The organism is Mesorhizobium sp. M0500 (assembly GCF_040321165.1).
In the GTDB taxonomy this organism is placed as follows: domain Bacteria; phylum Pseudomonadota; class Alphaproteobacteria; order Rhizobiales; family Rhizobiaceae; genus Mesorhizobium.
Genome location: NZ_JAMYRB010000006.1, coordinates 212,619 through 227,447, shown reverse-complemented (window position 1 = coordinate 227,447; position 14,829 = coordinate 212,619). Strand labels below are relative to the sequence as shown.

The window sequence follows — 14,829 nt, the reverse complement described above, 5'->3', positions numbered from 1 at the left end:
GGGAAGCTGAGGCATCAGCCGAACCTGCTTTTGGTGGCGATAGAGGCCGATCAGGTCGTCGGATCGATCATCGCCGGGTATGACGGCCATCGAGGTTGGATATCGCGCATCGCTACCTTGCAGTCCCATCGCCAAAAAGGGATCGGCGAGGCCCTCATCCATGAGGCCGAAAGGCGGCTCGCCGGCCTTGGTTGCATAAAGATCAACCTCCAAATTGTCGCTTCCAATTCGACGGTTCTTGGGTTCTACCGAAAGTGCGGATACGAGGTCGAGGAGCGCATAAGCATGAGCAAACTGTTACCGAAAGTTTGAGGTGCTCCGCCGATTAACTCGTCGTCGCGGCTCGACGGCTCAGGTCCATTGGAATCTTGCTGCCGGTCATTATTGTGGCAGGCGAACCTCTCCGGGTGAATCGCGCTGCGGGATACGGCCGACGGCCGAAGCCGGGCGAAGTCCAGCCAGCCGGAGGGAGCCCTACATACGGTCGAATTACTGGAGCAGTGAGGACATGCATGCAGATCGCATCCAAGCCACGCGTCCGCCTGGCAAGCCGTCAGGAACTGGATGGAATTGGGTTGCTCGTCTCAGAGGCTTTCGCATCGTTACGGCCCGTTCTGGCACCGCACATCTTCGAGCCCTACGTCAAGGATGCGCGGGATGTCGCGGGGCGTTGGGCGAAAGCCAGCGTCGCGGTGCTCGAAGCCGAGGGACGCCTCGTCGGGACGGTCACCTACTACGCCGATGCCGCCTTTGACGGCATGGGCTGGCCGCCCGGGCTGGCAGGCCTCAGGACTCTCGCGGTTGTTCCCTCGGCACAGGGCCGCGGATATGGCCGCGCGCTTTGCGAATGGTGCGTCATGCAAGCGCGTCTGCAGGGCTCAGGCGGCCTTGCGCTTCACACTGCCTCGTCCATGACGTCTGCATACAAGTTGTATGAAAGTCTCGGCTTCGAGAGACGCCCCGCCCACGACCTTTTCGCCTCCGACATTATTGGCTTTGATCCAGCACTCGGCGATCAGCAGATCATCGCCTACCTGCTGCCGCTCAAGCAGGTCGAGAGCAGCCGCGATCGATAATGTTCGACCGCCGTTTGAACGGACGGAGGCATCATCTCGCTTCCGGATGCTGTCCGCAGCTTCCACCGTTTGTCTCGATGCGAGCAGATCCTAGTCTTTCGTATAGTCAGGCCCAAAACGAGTCGGCAGGTTGTCGGCGAGTTTCAACCAAGGAAGCTTCTCCTCAAAAGCGACATGCAGCGTAGGTGCAAATTTTTCTGGCTCCTCCATCGCTGCCGCAAAAAAATGCATGACATCAGACATGTTTTTTGAGCGGAAGGACAGCGGCGTGCCACAGTGATTGCAAAATGTTCTTTCCACACCGGGAGAAGAGTTGAATACCTTCGGTAGCTTGCCCAGCCATCGCCATTGGCCGTCCAAGACTCCAATATAGGAGGTCATCGGCGCAGAACATTGCCGCCGACAACTTTCACAATGACAGACCACGCAGGCCTGTGCCGGGCCATCGACTTCAAAGGCAATAGCGCCACATAAGCAATGACCACGCATGCAAATTCTCCTTGAGCCAACAAGGACAGCTTCATGCCTGGGCGTGAGGGAGGCGCCATGAAATGCGTCGAGCTGGCGCCCAATTCCGACATTCGGCGCTGGCGATTGTCCTCGCGTGCGCGAGGCGTTGCCTCCAAGCTGCCTTCACTACCCCCTTTCGGCATATAGAAATGTTCGTAGAGTTTCTCCGCCGGGCCGCTGAATTCACGGCCTGGCAGGTCTATCGCAACCCGAACACTACAGTGGAATTGCGGTCACTTCCTTGGCCGTTCGGATCACGAACATCGTGTGGTATCGCGCGACGTTGCTTCGGTCTCGGAACAGTCGCTCGCACAGCGCATCGAACTCTTCCATATCCGTCAGGCGGAGCATGAGGACGGCGTCGGTTTCGCCGCTTACACTGTAGGCCTGAGTGACGGCCGGTTCCTGAGCGGCCAACTCGAGAAAGTCCCGCATAAACTGCTCGCCATGACGCTCCAGTTCGACGGCGACGATCGCCTTCAAGCCCCGGCCAGCCTTTGCCGGTGCGAGAAGCGCGACAACGCGGCTGATGACACCGCTCTTCTTCAGTCGTCGTATGCGGCGCAGGCAGCTCGAAGGGGAAAGCCCGACTAACCCCGCCAGTTTGGCGTTAGTTCGTGAGGCATCATCCTGGAGCAGGTTGAGAAGCCTTCTGTCGATCTTGTCCATGTCGGTCGCGCTCATCGTCGGTGCGTTGCAATTTTATTGCACGGAATCGCAAACTTTGACCACAAATGCGAAGCGTCTCACGCTACTCAGATGGCTCCAGGGATGATGGAGCAGCATGATGGCAATTTGCGCCGCCTTCTATCGCAAGACATTGGAGACGCTTGAAATCTATTGGGAACTGGTTCGCGTCATCGTTCCGGTTGCGATTGCCACGCGGCTGCTGCAGGACCTTGGCGTCATCCAGGCGATTTCTCCGTTCTTCTCCCCGCTCATGTTGCAGGTGGGGTTGCCACCTGAACTCGCCTTTGCCTGGCTGACGGGATTGCTGGTCGGGATCTGGGGCGCGCTTGTGATCGTATTCACCTTGGTTCCGGTTTCGGCGCTCAGCACTGCCGACATGACGGTTCTTTCGGCTCTCTTGCTGTTTGCACATGCCATTCCGATCGAGCAACGGATCATTCAGAGGGCTGGGCCGAGCTTCCTGGTCACCGCGGCGCTTCGTATTGGCGGGGGTTTGGTCTTTGCTGTCCTTCTGCATCAGATATTCGCCGTGACCGGATGGCTGTCAGGACCGGTGAAGCCGGCGTGGATGCCGACGAATGAAAGCACCGACTGGGGCGGCTTTCTCCTGGGTACGCTCAAAACCCTGGGCATCATGCTCGTTGTTCTGCTTGCGCTGAGCTGGGTGATCGAGCTTCTCAAGATGTCGGGCATTTTGGAGTGGATGAACAGAGGGCTTGCACCGCTCTTTCGGCTCGCCGGCATCGAAAAGCAGACGGTACCTTTCGCCGCTGTTGGCCTGTTTCTCGGGATTTCCTATGGCGCAGGACTGCTGATCCGCGAGGCGCGCACGCCTAGCGCGGAGCCGCGTCAGATATTCCTTGCCTGCGTGTTCATGGGTTTTGCCCACAGCCTCATTGAGGATACGTTGGTCGTTGTCACACTTGGCGCTGATGTTACCAGCGTGCTTCTCGATCGCCTAGCGTTTGCCGTGCTCGCGACCGCCGTGATCGCAAAACTAATCAAGGCGGTTCCCGACGCTCTTTTCTTCAAGACACTCTTCCACAAGGAAGAAGACAGTCCGCGCAATCAGATTTCGGAGCCGGCGATTAGCGGGCCGTTGACGTGAGCCCTCCTTACGCAGCAGCCGACATGTTTGTCGCATCGCTATCGCGAAAGGACGCGGCTACCCCTCGCCCGACAGATCGCGCCGCGCCTTGTCGAGTTCTTCGGCATAGCGCCGCATCAGGTGGCCTTCGGTCAGCAGACCGACCACCTTGCGATCGGTGAAATCCTCGACCACCGCCAATTCCTCGGCGCCGGCGCGCTGGAAGGTCTCGGCCGCCGATTGCACGTTCATGCTCGGCACCAGCACCGCATCCCTGAATTTGGCGAAGGACAGCACCGGCATCTCGTCATCCGACAAATGGCTGTGCAATTCGGCGACGATCAGCACGCCGACATAATGCAGGTCGGCGTCAACCGCGATGACGCGCTGCGAGGCACCGAGCGGCACCTGCTTGCGGAATTCCGCAAGCGTCGTCGAGGCGTCGATGGTGCGGACATCCTTTCGCATCATCGAGCCGACAGTCAGGCTCCGCATCCAGCCGACATCATGCGCGCTGCGGATCGTTTCGCCGCGCAGGTGAAGGCGCCATGTCGAGAAGGAATAGCCGAACGTTTCGCGCACCAGGATCGCCGCCATGAGCGAGGCAGCCAGCACCACGCCGGTCAGCGTCAGGTCGCGGGTCGATTCCAGCGCCAGGAAGGTCATCGTCAACGGGCCGCCGACGACGCCGACGGCGAGCGAGGTCATGCCGACGACGGCGGCGACGGCAGGGTCGATGCCGGTCGCCGGCGAGACGAATGCCATCGCGCCGGCAAACATCTTGCCGAGCAGCGCGCCGAGAAACAGCGAGGCAAAGAACAAGCCGCCGCGGAAGCCGGAGCCGAGCGAGATCGCCGAGGCCGCCAGCTTCAGCACGAAGACGCTGGCCACCACGGCCAGCCCGTAATTCATCGCGAATTCGCGGTGCAGCGCGCCATGGCCGCTGGACAGGACTTGCGGCGTGACCAGCCCCAGCAGCCCGACCATCACGCCGCCGATGGCGGGGCGCAGCGAGGCGTCGATCGACAGCCGGGCAAAGAGGCGCTCGATCAGGCTCACCAGATGCATGATGGCGATGGAAGCACCGCCGCCCAGAAGCCCGAGCAGCATGAACGGCAAATACTGGCTGACGGTGAGCTGCGGCAGACCGGCGAGCTCCAGCGGAAACGGCACGCCGCCGAACACCTCTGCGGTCAGCGAGGCCGAGATCGCGGCGGCCATTACCGGCGCGACATTGGCGACCGAGTAGATGCCGATGACCAGCTCGAAACCGTAGAAGGCGCCGGTCAGCGGCGCGTCGAAGGCGGCGGCGATCGCGCCGGCGGCACCGCAGCCGACCAGGATGCGGACATCGTTGCGGCGCAGCCTGAACAAGCGCGCCAGCCGCGACGCCAGGCCCGAACCCACCTGCGTATAGCCGGCCTCGAGCCCGACCGAAGCGCCGAAGCCGCTCGAGATCATCGTCTGCCCGGCGATGATGAAGGTGTCGGTCAGCGACATGTGGCCGCCGTACAGCGCGTTGGCTTCGATCGGATCGACCGGCGTGCGGAACTTCCGCTTTCTCAGCCAGATCACCGTCAGCCCGAGCAGGATGCCGCCGATCGCCGGTATCAGCGCCTGCTCCGGCCTTTGCAGCGAAAACATCGCCGAAAGCCGACCGCCGGGCTGAACGCCGAACATAAGCCCATGCAGGACCTGCACCAGTCCGCTCATGCCGGTGACCAGCGCACCCGCCATCACCCCGACCAGGGCAGCCAGAATGACGACGGCAATACCGCGCGCCTCGAGCAGCGGGATCGATCTGATCAGCACCGCGCGCAACCGGCGGGCATAGACTTGCGGTTCGTTTCTGGGCGGTTCGTTTCTGGAAAGCACCGGGGCGGCTCGCCGATATTCGTGGGTGCCTGATACCCTCGGCAACATCGCATGGCAACATGCAGGCCGCCGAGGTGTCATGCCCGCGTGATGCTGCGGCGATAAAGCCCATCCTCAGCTCGGGGAACCGCGTTGACGTAAACGTCAACCCAAAGCTATATGCGCCAGCGACCGTGGCTGTAAAACCAGCCATGCGACTTCGGCCAGGTGGACGCGCCAAGGCGCGACAAACGTAACGAGACGAGGAGAACCGCCATGAGCGTTCAGGAGATTGCCGACAAGATCAGGTCGCGCGTGGCGAGTGCCGGGTTCGATCGCTCGGTGAAATTCGACACCGGCAGCGACGGCGTCATCGTCATCGACGGCGCCGATGTCTCGACCACCGATGCGCCGGCCGATTGCACCATAAAGCTGTCGCTCGACGATCTGGACTCGCTGATATCAGGCGACCTCAACCCGACCATGGCCTTCATGTCCGGCAAGATAAAGGTCGAAGGCGACATGAGCGTCGCCATGGCGCTCAGCCAGTTGATCGGCTGATCGCTTGAGGTGAAACAAGCCGCCGCACGATGGCGGGCGGCTTGCTTCGAACCATCAGGCAGCGAGCGGCAGCCGCTGCGCCTTCAGCTTGCGCCCGGCCGCCTTCAGCGTGCCTTGCGCGCCGTCGAGCGCGCCGACAACCAGTTCCCGCGCCAGCAGGCGGTGCCGCTCGTAAGGCCCCGGCATGGCCAGCGAGCCGGTCTTTGCGGCCGAAAACCCGAAGCGCTCGTAATAGGGCGCGTCGCCGACCAGCAGGATCGCCGCATGGCCAAGCCGCTCGGCCTCAGTGACCGCATGGCGCATCAGCGCCGAGCCGATGCCGGCATTTTTCAGCGCCGGGTCGACCGCAAGCGGGCCGAGCAGCAGCGCTGCCGTGCCGCCCTCGCCCAGGACCACGTCCCACAGCCGCACCGTGCCGGCAACAGTGCCCGACGCATCGCGCGCGACAAAGGCCAGGCCCTCCGCAGGCCGGCGGCCGCGCCGCAGCTTTTCCGACGACTTCTTCCGGCGCTTCGGCCCCATCGCGCGATCGAGCAAAGCCTCGCGCGCCGGGACGTCGGCGGCGGTTTCGGCGACGACCGCAATCTCCCCCCTCGAGGGGGAGATGTCGCCGAAGGCGACAGAGGGGGTTGTCGCGCGTGAAGCGCCGGCCTCCATCTGCGGCAGGAGGCCGAGTCCAGTCGAACCGACCCCCTCTGGCCGCTTCGCGGCCATCTCCCCCTCGAGGGGGGAGATTCCCACGCCTTCAACGATGAGATCTGCAATGTTCATTTCCGCGATCCTTCACAAGCGGATTGTTCCACAGGCGAGCCCGGGCGGGCGACAGGCGCCCACCGGGGATGATCTGAGCAACTCTTGCGAGCCCTCAGATCACGTAGGATCGGAGAGGCTCGAAGCCGTTGAAGGCGACCGATGCATAGGTCGTCGTGTAGGCGCCGGTGCCCTCGATCAGCACCTCGTCGCCGATGGTCAGCGACAAGGGCAGCGGGTACGGCGTCTTTTCGTACATCACGTCGGCCGAATCGCAGGTCGGGCCGGCGAGCACGCAAGGCGCGGTCTCGCTGCCGTCATGTGCGGTGACGATCGGGTAGCGGATCGCCTCGTCCATCGTCTCGGCGAGACCGCCGAACTTGCCGATGTCGAGGAACACCCATCGCACATTGTCGTTGTCGGCCTTCTTCGAGATCAGCACGACCTCCGACTTGATCACCCCGGCATTGCCGACCATGCCGCGGCCCGGCTCGATGATCGTCTCGGGGATGGCGTTGCCGAAATGCTTCCTGAGCGCCGAGAAGATCGCCTGGCCATAGGCCTGCGCCACCGGCACATCCCTGAGATAGCGGGTCGGGAAACCGCCGCCCATATTGACCATCTTCAGCACGATGCCTTCGTCGGCGAGCGTCGCGAACACCTTCTTGGCGTCGGCCAGCGCGCGGTCCCAGGCGGTCAGGTCGGTCTGCTGCGAGCCGACATGGAATGACACGCCATGGGCGTCGAGGCCGAGCGCCCTGGCATGGCGCAGCACGTCGACCGCCATCGCCGGCACACAGCCGAACTTGCGCGACAGCGGCCATTCGGCACCCTCGCCGTCGGTCAGGACGCGGCAGAACACGCGGGCGCCGGGAGCGACGCGCGCGATCTTCTCGACCTCCTCGACGCAGTCCACCGCAAACAGCTTGATGCCGAGCTGGTAGGCGCGCTGGATGTCGCGCTCCTTCTTGATGGTGTTGCCGAAGGAGATGCGGTCCGCCGGCGCACCGGCGTCCATCGCCATCTCGACTTCGGCAACGGAAGCGGTGTCGAAGGACGAGCCCATCGCAGCAAGCAGGCGCAGGATTTCCGGCGCCGGATTTGCTTTCACCGCATAGTAGATCTTGGAATCGGGAAGCGCCTTCTCGAAGGCGCGGAAATTGTCGCGCACGACATCGAGGTCGACGACGAGGCACGGGCCGTTCGGACGTCGGGTGGCGAGAAAGTCAAGGATGCGCTGAGTAGCCATCGGGTCTCTCCATCAGCGCCTTTCGGCGCGCACAAAGGCTTGCGGACGCGGGCTCTCGGCCTCGCGAACACGCGGTGGACAAAGGCGGGACGGAAATCCATGGAACCAGCCGGTGGAGACCCCGGAACCATGAAGCGCCGTCTCGCGGCGGTGAACCTTGGCCTTGCCCGGCCTCGGTTCGCTTTGTCTGCCTTGGCTTGGATGGGAGACCCGTCCGCACTGCCGGCAATGAAGGTGTGCCTCTTCAGTAACCCCGGTCTTTGGACGACCGGCAGAACACCAGAAAGGCCCGCACCGTCGTTGCTTCAAGGTGTCCTCGGTTGGCGGTTGGCCGCTAAACCGACTGGAGGGGTTGGCTCCAGTTACCTTACCGATTGCCCTCACCATTCGAGGATCGGCGGACACCCACAGGCACGTGCGACTTTGGGCAAGCGCGATATAAGATCGAAAGATTTCACAATCAATAAAAATCGTATCGCAGGTTGTAAAATTTGTGGCATCGAACAATGCTGCGGGACCAGAAGAACAATGCTGCGGCAAGCACACCCGGATATCGAACGCATGACAGGCACTCGCGGCCCGCTGAACGCTTTTCTCGATCTTGATCAAGTCCCTGTTACCAATGCGCAATCCGGCCCGCTTGCCGGCTTGCGGTTGGCCGTCAAGGATATCTTCGACGTCGCCGGGTACCGCACCGGTTGCGGCAATCCGCAGAAATACCGCGAAGCCTCGCCGGCCACGGCCACCGCGCCGGCCGTCCAGACGCTGCTTGATTCGGGCGCCCGCTTCGTCGGCAAGACGCAGACCGACGAACTCGCCTTTTCCCTGCTGGGGCTGAACGCGCATTTCCCATCGCCGATCAATCCGGCGGCACCCGACCGCGTCACCGGCGGCTCGTCCTCGGGTTCTGCTTCTGCAGTCGCCGGCGGGCTGGCCGATATCGCCACCGGCTCCGACACCGGCGGCTCGATCCGTGCGCCGGCAAGCTTCTGCGGCCTGATCGGCCTCAGGACCACGCATGGCCGCATTTCGCTCGACGGCGCGATGCCGCTGGCGCCTTCGCTGGACACGTTCGGCTGGTTTGCCAGGGATATCGTCACCTACGAAAAGGTCGGCACGGTGCTGCTCGGCGACGATCCGCACCGCCACGAACTGGTACGCCCTCTTGCCCTCGACGCGCTGGACAGCCTCGTGCTCGGCCCGCTGGAGGCCGAGGAATATCGCGCCATGGTCCGCAGTGTCGCTTCGGTGCTGGGCGCGCCGCGCAGCGTTGGCCCGCTGTCGCATTCCACCGACGATCTTTATTGGTGCTTCCGCAAGCTGCAAGGCTATGAAGCCTGGCAAAGCCACGGCGCCTGGATCGCTGGCGGCGACCGCATGCTGGGACCCGGCGTCAAGGAGCGCTTCGAGCATGGCGCGACCGTCGGCCCGGCAACCGCGCAGCACGAAACGGAACGTCGCGTTTCGTTTCGCCTCGAGCTTACCGACCTGCTTGGCGAGGACGGCGTTCTTGTGCTTCCGACCGCTCCGGGTGCCGCGCCGCTCAAGGCCGAATTATTTGATGATTTGCAGATCTATCGCGAGCGCGCGCTGAGATTGCTGTGTCTTTCCGGCCTGTCTGGATTTCCGCAGATCACGCTGCCGCTCGGCAAGACCGGCGGGGCGCCGTTCGGTCTTTCGCTGCTCGGCCCGAAGAACAGCGACCGGCAGTTGATTACGCTCGCCGCCCGCATCCTTTCAGCCCACCAAGGAGGCGCATGACATGGATACGCTGACCCGCATGCGCGCCTTCATCGATGTCGTCGAGGCCGAAGGCTTTTCGGCGGCGGCACGCAAGATCGGCCGCTCGAAGGCGCTGCTGTCGAAATATGTGCGCGAGCTGGAGGACGAGCTCGGCGCGCTACTGCTCAACCGCACCACCAGGCAGTTCTCGATGACCGAAGCCGGCCACACCTATTACCGGCGCGCCTCGGAGATCGTGCGCGAGGTCGACAGCCTTGCCGATGCGGTGCGCGAATCCTCCGGCGACGTGCGCGGCAGGATCAAGCTGTCGGCGCCGCGCACCTTTGCCGACGCGCCGATCGGCCAATCGCTGATCGACTTCGCCAAGCAGCATCCCGACATCGTGCTCGACATTCATCTCGACGACCGCTTCGTCGATCTGGTCGAAGAGGGTTTCGATCTGGCAGTGCGCATTTCGCGGCTGGAAAATTCCTCACTGATCGCCAGGCGCCTGGCGCCGTTTTCGGTACGGCTTTGCGCGTCTCCCGAACTGATCGCCAAGCACGGCATGCCGGTCAGGGCGCAAGACCTTGCCCGCGTGCCTTGCATCATCGACACCAATGGCCGCTGGCTCACCAACTGGCCGTTCAAGGGCGACGGTGCCGATACGGTGAGTGTTTCGGTCTCCGGCCCGATCGAGGTCAACAGCCCGATGGCGGCGAGGGCGGCCGCCGTGGCTGGACTGGGGTTTTCCATCCTGCCGGATTTTATCGCCGCGCCCGACATCGAAAGCGGCAAGCTGGTGACTGCGCTGGATGACCGCATTCTGCCCGGCGGCGGCATTTTTGCTGTCTATCCGCACCGGCGCTATCTGCCTGCAAAAGTTCGCGTTTTCGTCGACTTCCTGGTGCAGTGGTTCAAGACGCTGGACAACGCATGAGCTTTCAGCCGCGTTGCGGTCCCATTTTCGCCCGCTTTCTGGTAACTGTCGGCAATTCACCGAAGCCGATTGAATCGCGACCGAGAATGCACCTGAAACGGCAAGCAATGATGCTGGCTTCGGCCTTGACCGCGACGTTTGCCGCCGTCGGACCGGCTGAGGTGCATCCCCACGTCTTCGCTGAAGCCCGCCTCGAAGTGGTCCTCGGCCCGGATCACCAAACTGTGAAGGCATTGCGCCATGTCTGGCGCTTCGATGATTTGTTTTCGAGCACGGTGATGATGGAGTTCGACAAGAATTCCGACCTGAAACTCGACGACAAAGAGCTGAAGGATGTCGCCGACACCGTCCATGCCTCGCTTGCCGAGTTCAACTATTTCCAGCTCGTCACCGTCGACGGCAAGGACGTGGCAATGACCCCGCCGCCTCATTTGATGGCCAATTTCGACAATGACCAGTTGATCATCCTGTTTGAATCTGAACCGAAGGTGCCGATCAAACTGAGCGGCAAGATAGATATCGGCGTCTACGACCCGACCTTCTACACCGCGATCGATTTCACCGAGGATGCCAATCTGCAGGTCGATGGGTTGCCGCCGACCTGCACCAGCAAGGTTGTCCGCCCGAACCCGGACGAGGCGATCGCCCAGAACCAGAAGACCCTGACCGAGGCCTTCTTCAACGATCCGACAGGCACCGACATGAGCAAGATCTTTGCCACCAAGCTTGAACTGACCTGTCAGCCGGAAGGATAGATCCAGTGACCAAGCCGTCCCTGCGTTTGGCATTCGGTCTTCTGGCCGTCGCCTTTGTGATGACGCACTTTCTCGGCACCGCCCACGCCCAGAGTTCACTCGGCATCGGCACCAATGACGGCATGGCTCCAACCGCCACCGGCCCGTTCGCCCACATCCTGATGTGGATCAATCTGCGCCAGCAGGAATTCTATCATGCGCTTGCCGGCGCGATGAAGGCGATGCGCCAGGACGGCAGCAAGTTGTGGCTGCTCATCGGCCTGTCCTTTGCCTATGGCATTTTCCACGCCGCCGGCCCCGGTCACGGCAAGGCGGTGATCTCTTCCTACATGGTGGCCAATGAAGTGGCGCTCCGGCGCGGCATCATGCTGTCCTTCGTCTCGGCCCTGCTGCAGGCGCTGACCGCGATCGTGGTGATGCTGGTCGCCTATTTCTTGCTGCGCGGCACTGCTGTCTCGATGACAGACGCCGCATGGTTCCTCGAAATCATGAGCTATGTCTTCGTCACTCTGTTCGGCGCCTGGCTGCTGTGGCGCAAGGCCGGCCCGGCCATCCTTCGCCTGTTCGGCGCAAATCCGGGCTACAGCCTCTCGGCTGCCCATGCCGGCCATTCACATTCCGGCCATTCACATGCCGCCCATTCACATGCCCATGCGGCACATTCCCACGCGCTTGATGCGCATGACCACCACGATCATGCGCATGACCATCACGATCACGGCGCCCACGACCACGCCCATGCTGCGCACGATCACCACAGCCATGCGGCGGGCGAGGTCTGCGAGACCTGCGGACACTCGCATGCGCCCGACCCGGCGCTGCTTTCCGGTGATCGCTTCGATTGGCGCACGGCCTGGTCGGCGGTGGCTGCCGTCGGTATCCGCCCCTGTTCAGGCGCGCTGATCGTGCTGAGCTTCGCCTTGCTGAACGGGCTGTGGTTCGGCGGCATCCTTTCGGTGCTGGCCATGGCACTCGGCACCGCAATCACCGTCTCGGCCCTGGCGACGCTTGCGGTGACCGCGAAGAACTGGGCGGTGTATTTCGCCGGCGACGGCCGCATGGGCAACCGCATCCATTCCTTCGTCGAGATCGGCGGCGCCGCCTTCGTCTTCCTGTTCGGCCTGCTGCTGCTCTCGGCCAGCCTGACGACCGGCGGGTGACGTCCAGGCGCGACTCTCCCTTCTCCCCTTGTGGGAGAAGGTGTCGCCGAAGGCGACGGATGAGGGGTGTTCCAGCTTGGCGCCAACAGCGCTCTGTCCAGCACCCCTCAACCGTCTTGGCGCTGCGCGCCAATCCACCTTCTCCCACAAGGGGAGAAGGAAGACGGCGCCACGTTAAATCCTGCCGCCCAGCTCATCCTCAATATGGACGCGTATAATCTCATCAAAACTCGTCTCCGCCGCAAAGCCAAGCTCCCTCGAGCGCCGCGCCTCGAAGCGCGTCGGCCAGCCCTTGACGATCGCCCAGATCGTCTCGTCGGGCTCCTCGCGGATCAGTTTCACCGCCTTGGCGCCGGCGACACGTTCCAGCGCTTCGATCTGTTCGCCGACGGTGACGGCGACGCCCGGCATCGTCAGGTTGCGGCGCGGGCCGACGGCACTGCCGTCGATCTGAGCCGCATGGATCAGGAAATTCACCGCCGAACGCGGGCTGGCGTGTGTGTGGACGACCGAGCGCGGCACCGGCAGGATCGCTTCATGGCCGCTCAGCGGCTCGCGGATGATACCGGAGAAGAACCCTGAGGCCGCCTTGTTCGGCTTTCCCGGCCTGACGCAGATGGTCGGCAGCCTAATGCCGATGCCGTCGAAGAAACCGCGGCGCGTATAGTCGGCAAGCAGCGCCTCGCCGATCAGCTTCTGCGTGCCGTAGGAGGTCAGCGGCGTCGGGTGGAACTCGTCCGGAATGATGTCGGGAAACGGTGCGCCGAACACGGCGATCGACGAGGTGAAGACGACGCGCGGTGTATAGGCCGCCAAGCGGATGGCATCGAACAGCGCCCTTGTGCCGTCGAGATTGACGCGATAGCCGAGATCGAAATTGGCCTCCGCCTCGCCCGACACCACGCCGGCGAGATGGAAGATCACGTCGGGGCGCGGCGCGACCAGATTTGCCGTCGCGCCCGGCGCTGCAAGGTCGCCGGTGTGGACGCTAATGCCGACGCTGTCGAGGACCGGCGCCTGCGGCGGCACGATGTCGTGAAGGTCGAGCGCGGCGATCTTGCGGCCGCCGAGCGTCCCGTCCTTGGCCAACCTGGCGATGAGCTTGTGGCCGACCATGCCTGCCGCGCCGGTAATCAGAATGCGCATGTCACTTTCCCTTTTTGCGCTGGCTGCGGCTACGCAGCCAGAACACGACGAAGATTGCCACCATGAAGATCGCCGCGACGACGCCGGCAAGCACCGTCGAGACCTTGCCGACCGCCAGCATCACTGTTGGAAGATAATAGGCTGCGATGCCGAACAGCAGCAAAACCCAGGCGGCGCCGATCGCCGCATTGCGGGTGTCGCGGTCCATCACGCGGCGCCAGGGTGGCGAGAGTTCATGTCAATCGTTGCCAATGCCCAGAACTCCCGAAGTCAGTGATAATGGCCGCGGTGCGGTGCCGTATCATGCGCATGATCGTGCTCGTCATCATGCTCATGGCTGTCGGCACATCGGCCGAATTCCGGTTCGACCGTGGCATGGGCTATGCCATGTTCCGCCGCAAGCCGCTTCTTGATCGCGCTGACCGCCATATGCGCGTCGACGCCGTCATTGAGGCAGGCATGCAACGTCGCCATGTTGCTGGAACCGTCGATCGACCAGACATGCATGTGATGCACCTCGCGCACGCCCTTGATCGAGCCTTCGATGTCCCTGGCGATCAGGTCGCGGTCGAGGCTTGCCGGCACGCCTTCGAGCAGGACGTGGGCGGCCTCGCGCATCAGCGACCAGGCCGTGGACAGGATCAGCAGCGCGACAAGCACCGACAGGATCGGATCGATGGGCGTCCAGCCCGTCGCCAGGATCACCAGCGCCGCCACGATCGCCGCGGCCGAGCCTAGCAGGTCGCCGAGCACGTGCAGGATGGCGCCGCGCATGTTCAGGCTGCCGCGGTCGCCGCCATGCAGCACGTAGAACGAGCCGAGATTGACCAGCAGGCCGGCGATCGCGACGACCAGCATCGGCCCGCCGAGCACCGGAGCCGGCGCTTGCAAGCGGCCCCAAGCCTCGTAGACGATCCACAGCGCGATGGCGAAGATGGCGATGCCGTTGGTGTAGGCGACCAGCGTCTTGACCCGGCCGAAGCCGTAGGTGAGGCGCACGGTCGCCGGCCGGCTCGCAAGGTGAAAGGCATACCAGGCAAGGCCGAGCGCGACGCAATCGGCAAGCATGTGGCCGGCATCCGCCAGCAGCGCCAGCGATCCCGTCAAGAGACCGCCAAGCGCTTCGACGACCATGAAGCCGGCGGTCAGGCAGGCAGCGATCAGCACGCGCTTCTTGTCGGTCGAGCCGTGCACATGACCTGCGCGATGGCTGTGGTCGTGGACCTGCGAAGCGTGGTCGTGGGTATGCGCCATCTATAGCCCCTGCTAGAGCCTGATCCATCCCGGCAGACTCGGGATGGAGGCTCTATCTTTCTATTTGACCATGAT

At 63.2% G+C, this 14,829-nt stretch carries 16 protein-coding genes; 8 read left to right on the top strand and 8 right to left on the bottom strand.

The window, feature by feature from the left end:
• Positions 1 to 33 precede the first annotated feature (33 nt).
• Both NKI70_RS14460 and NKI70_RS14455 read left to right on the top strand, forming a co-directional pair.
• On the top strand, positions 34 to 312 hold the full coding sequence (locus NKI70_RS14460) for a GNAT family N-acetyltransferase (protein ID WP_352724682.1): 279 nt from the start codon (positions 34 to 36) through the stop codon (positions 310 to 312).
• 200 nt (positions 313 to 512) lie between these two features.
• Positions 513 to 1,076 carry a GNAT family N-acetyltransferase gene (locus NKI70_RS14455; RefSeq protein WP_352568107.1) on the top strand — a complete coding sequence of 188 codons (564 nt, stop codon included), beginning with the start codon at positions 513 to 515 and terminating at the stop codon, positions 1,074 to 1,076.
• Positions 1,077 to 1,166: 90 nt separating this feature from the next.
• Here NKI70_RS14455 and NKI70_RS14450 read toward each other — a convergent pair whose 3' ends face one another.
• Both NKI70_RS14450 and NKI70_RS14445 read right to left on the bottom strand, forming a co-directional pair.
• Positions 1,167 to 1,565 (bottom strand): GFA family protein, encoded by a 399-nt coding sequence (locus NKI70_RS14450; protein WP_352724680.1) that lies wholly within the window; start codon positions 1,563 to 1,565, stop codon positions 1,167 to 1,169.
• Positions 1,566 to 1,802: 237 nt separating this feature from the next.
• Positions 1,803 to 2,255 carry an Lrp/AsnC family transcriptional regulator gene (locus NKI70_RS14445; protein WP_352698605.1) on the bottom strand — a complete coding sequence of 151 codons (453 nt, stop codon included), beginning with the start codon at positions 2,253 to 2,255 and terminating at the stop codon, positions 1,803 to 1,805.
• 118 nt (positions 2,256 to 2,373) lie between these two features.
• On the opposite strand from NKI70_RS14445, the gene NKI70_RS14440 reads away from it, so the two are divergent.
• On the top strand, positions 2,374 to 3,384 hold the full coding sequence (locus tag NKI70_RS14440; protein WP_352724679.1) for a nucleoside recognition domain-containing protein: 1,011 nt from the start codon (positions 2,374 to 2,376) through the stop codon (positions 3,382 to 3,384).
• Between the two features lie 57 nt (positions 3,385 to 3,441).
• Here the strand turns inward: NKI70_RS14440 and NKI70_RS14435 are convergent, their stop codons facing one another.
• Positions 3,442 to 5,175 carry a chloride channel protein gene (locus tag NKI70_RS14435; RefSeq protein ID WP_502898922.1) on the bottom strand — a complete coding sequence of 578 codons (1,734 nt, stop codon included), beginning with the start codon at positions 5,173 to 5,175 and terminating at the stop codon, positions 3,442 to 3,444.
• Positions 5,176 to 5,493: 318 nt separating this feature from the next.
• On the opposite strand from NKI70_RS14435, the gene NKI70_RS14430 reads away from it, so the two are divergent.
• Positions 5,494 to 5,778, top strand: a complete 285-nt coding sequence (locus NKI70_RS14430; protein WP_352524570.1) for an SCP2 sterol-binding domain-containing protein — start codon at positions 5,494 to 5,496, stop codon at positions 5,776 to 5,778.
• A gap of 54 nt (positions 5,779 to 5,832) precedes the next feature.
• Here the strand turns inward: NKI70_RS14430 and NKI70_RS14425 are convergent, their stop codons facing one another.
• Both NKI70_RS14425 and odc2 read right to left on the bottom strand, forming a co-directional pair.
• A complete protein-coding gene (locus tag NKI70_RS14425) occupies positions 5,833 to 6,435 on the bottom strand; it encodes a GNAT family N-acetyltransferase (RefSeq protein WP_352724693.1) in 603 nt (200 codons plus the stop codon).
• Between the two features lie 208 nt (positions 6,436 to 6,643).
• Positions 6,644 to 7,777, bottom strand: a complete 1,134-nt coding sequence (gene odc2, locus NKI70_RS14420; RefSeq protein ID WP_352448194.1) for an ornithine/lysine decarboxylase — start codon at positions 7,775 to 7,777, stop codon at positions 6,644 to 6,646.
• 561 nt (positions 7,778 to 8,338) lie between these two features.
• Between odc2 and NKI70_RS14415 the strand changes: the two genes are divergently transcribed.
• The 4 genes from NKI70_RS14415 to NKI70_RS14400 all read left to right on the top strand — a co-directional run bounded on the left by NKI70_RS14415 (position 8,339) and on the right by NKI70_RS14400 (position 12,354).
• Positions 8,339 to 9,538 carry an amidase gene (locus NKI70_RS14415; RefSeq protein WP_352588042.1) on the top strand — a complete coding sequence of 400 codons (1,200 nt, stop codon included), beginning with the start codon at positions 8,339 to 8,341 and terminating at the stop codon, positions 9,536 to 9,538.
• A 1-nt stretch (position 9,539) separates the two neighbouring features.
• Entirely contained in the window at positions 9,540 to 10,439 is a 900-nt protein-coding gene (locus NKI70_RS14410; protein ID WP_352588045.1) for a LysR family transcriptional regulator, read from the top strand.
• 86 nt (positions 10,440 to 10,525) lie between these two features.
• Positions 10,526 to 11,194, top strand: coding sequence for a DUF1007 family protein (locus NKI70_RS14405; protein ID WP_352564924.1), 669 nt, complete (start codon positions 10,526 to 10,528; stop codon positions 11,192 to 11,194).
• Between the two features lie 5 nt (positions 11,195 to 11,199).
• Positions 11,200 to 12,354 carry a nickel/cobalt transporter gene (locus NKI70_RS14400; protein ID WP_502894479.1) on the top strand — a complete coding sequence of 385 codons (1,155 nt, stop codon included), beginning with the start codon at positions 11,200 to 11,202 and terminating at the stop codon, positions 12,352 to 12,354.
• A 174-nt stretch (positions 12,355 to 12,528) separates the two neighbouring features.
• On the opposite strand, the gene denD is transcribed toward NKI70_RS14400, so the two are convergent.
• The 3 genes from denD to NKI70_RS14385 all read right to left on the bottom strand — a co-directional run bounded on the left by denD (position 12,529) and on the right by NKI70_RS14385 (position 14,754).
• Complete coding sequence (gene denD, locus NKI70_RS14395) at positions 12,529 to 13,500, bottom strand: D-erythronate dehydrogenase (protein WP_352568116.1); 972 nt, start codon at positions 13,498 to 13,500, stop codon at positions 12,529 to 12,531.
• Position 13,501: 1 nt separating this feature from the next.
• Positions 13,502 to 13,708: a hypothetical protein gene (locus NKI70_RS14390; RefSeq protein ID WP_352448198.1), complete on the bottom strand. Its 207-nt coding sequence runs from the start codon at positions 13,706 to 13,708 to the stop codon at positions 13,502 to 13,504.
• Positions 13,709 to 13,770: 62 nt separating this feature from the next.
• Positions 13,771 to 14,754 (bottom strand): cation diffusion facilitator family transporter, encoded by a 984-nt coding sequence (locus NKI70_RS14385; protein WP_352568118.1) that lies wholly within the window; start codon positions 14,752 to 14,754, stop codon positions 13,771 to 13,773.
• Between the last annotated feature and the right edge of the window lie 75 nt (positions 14,755 to 14,829).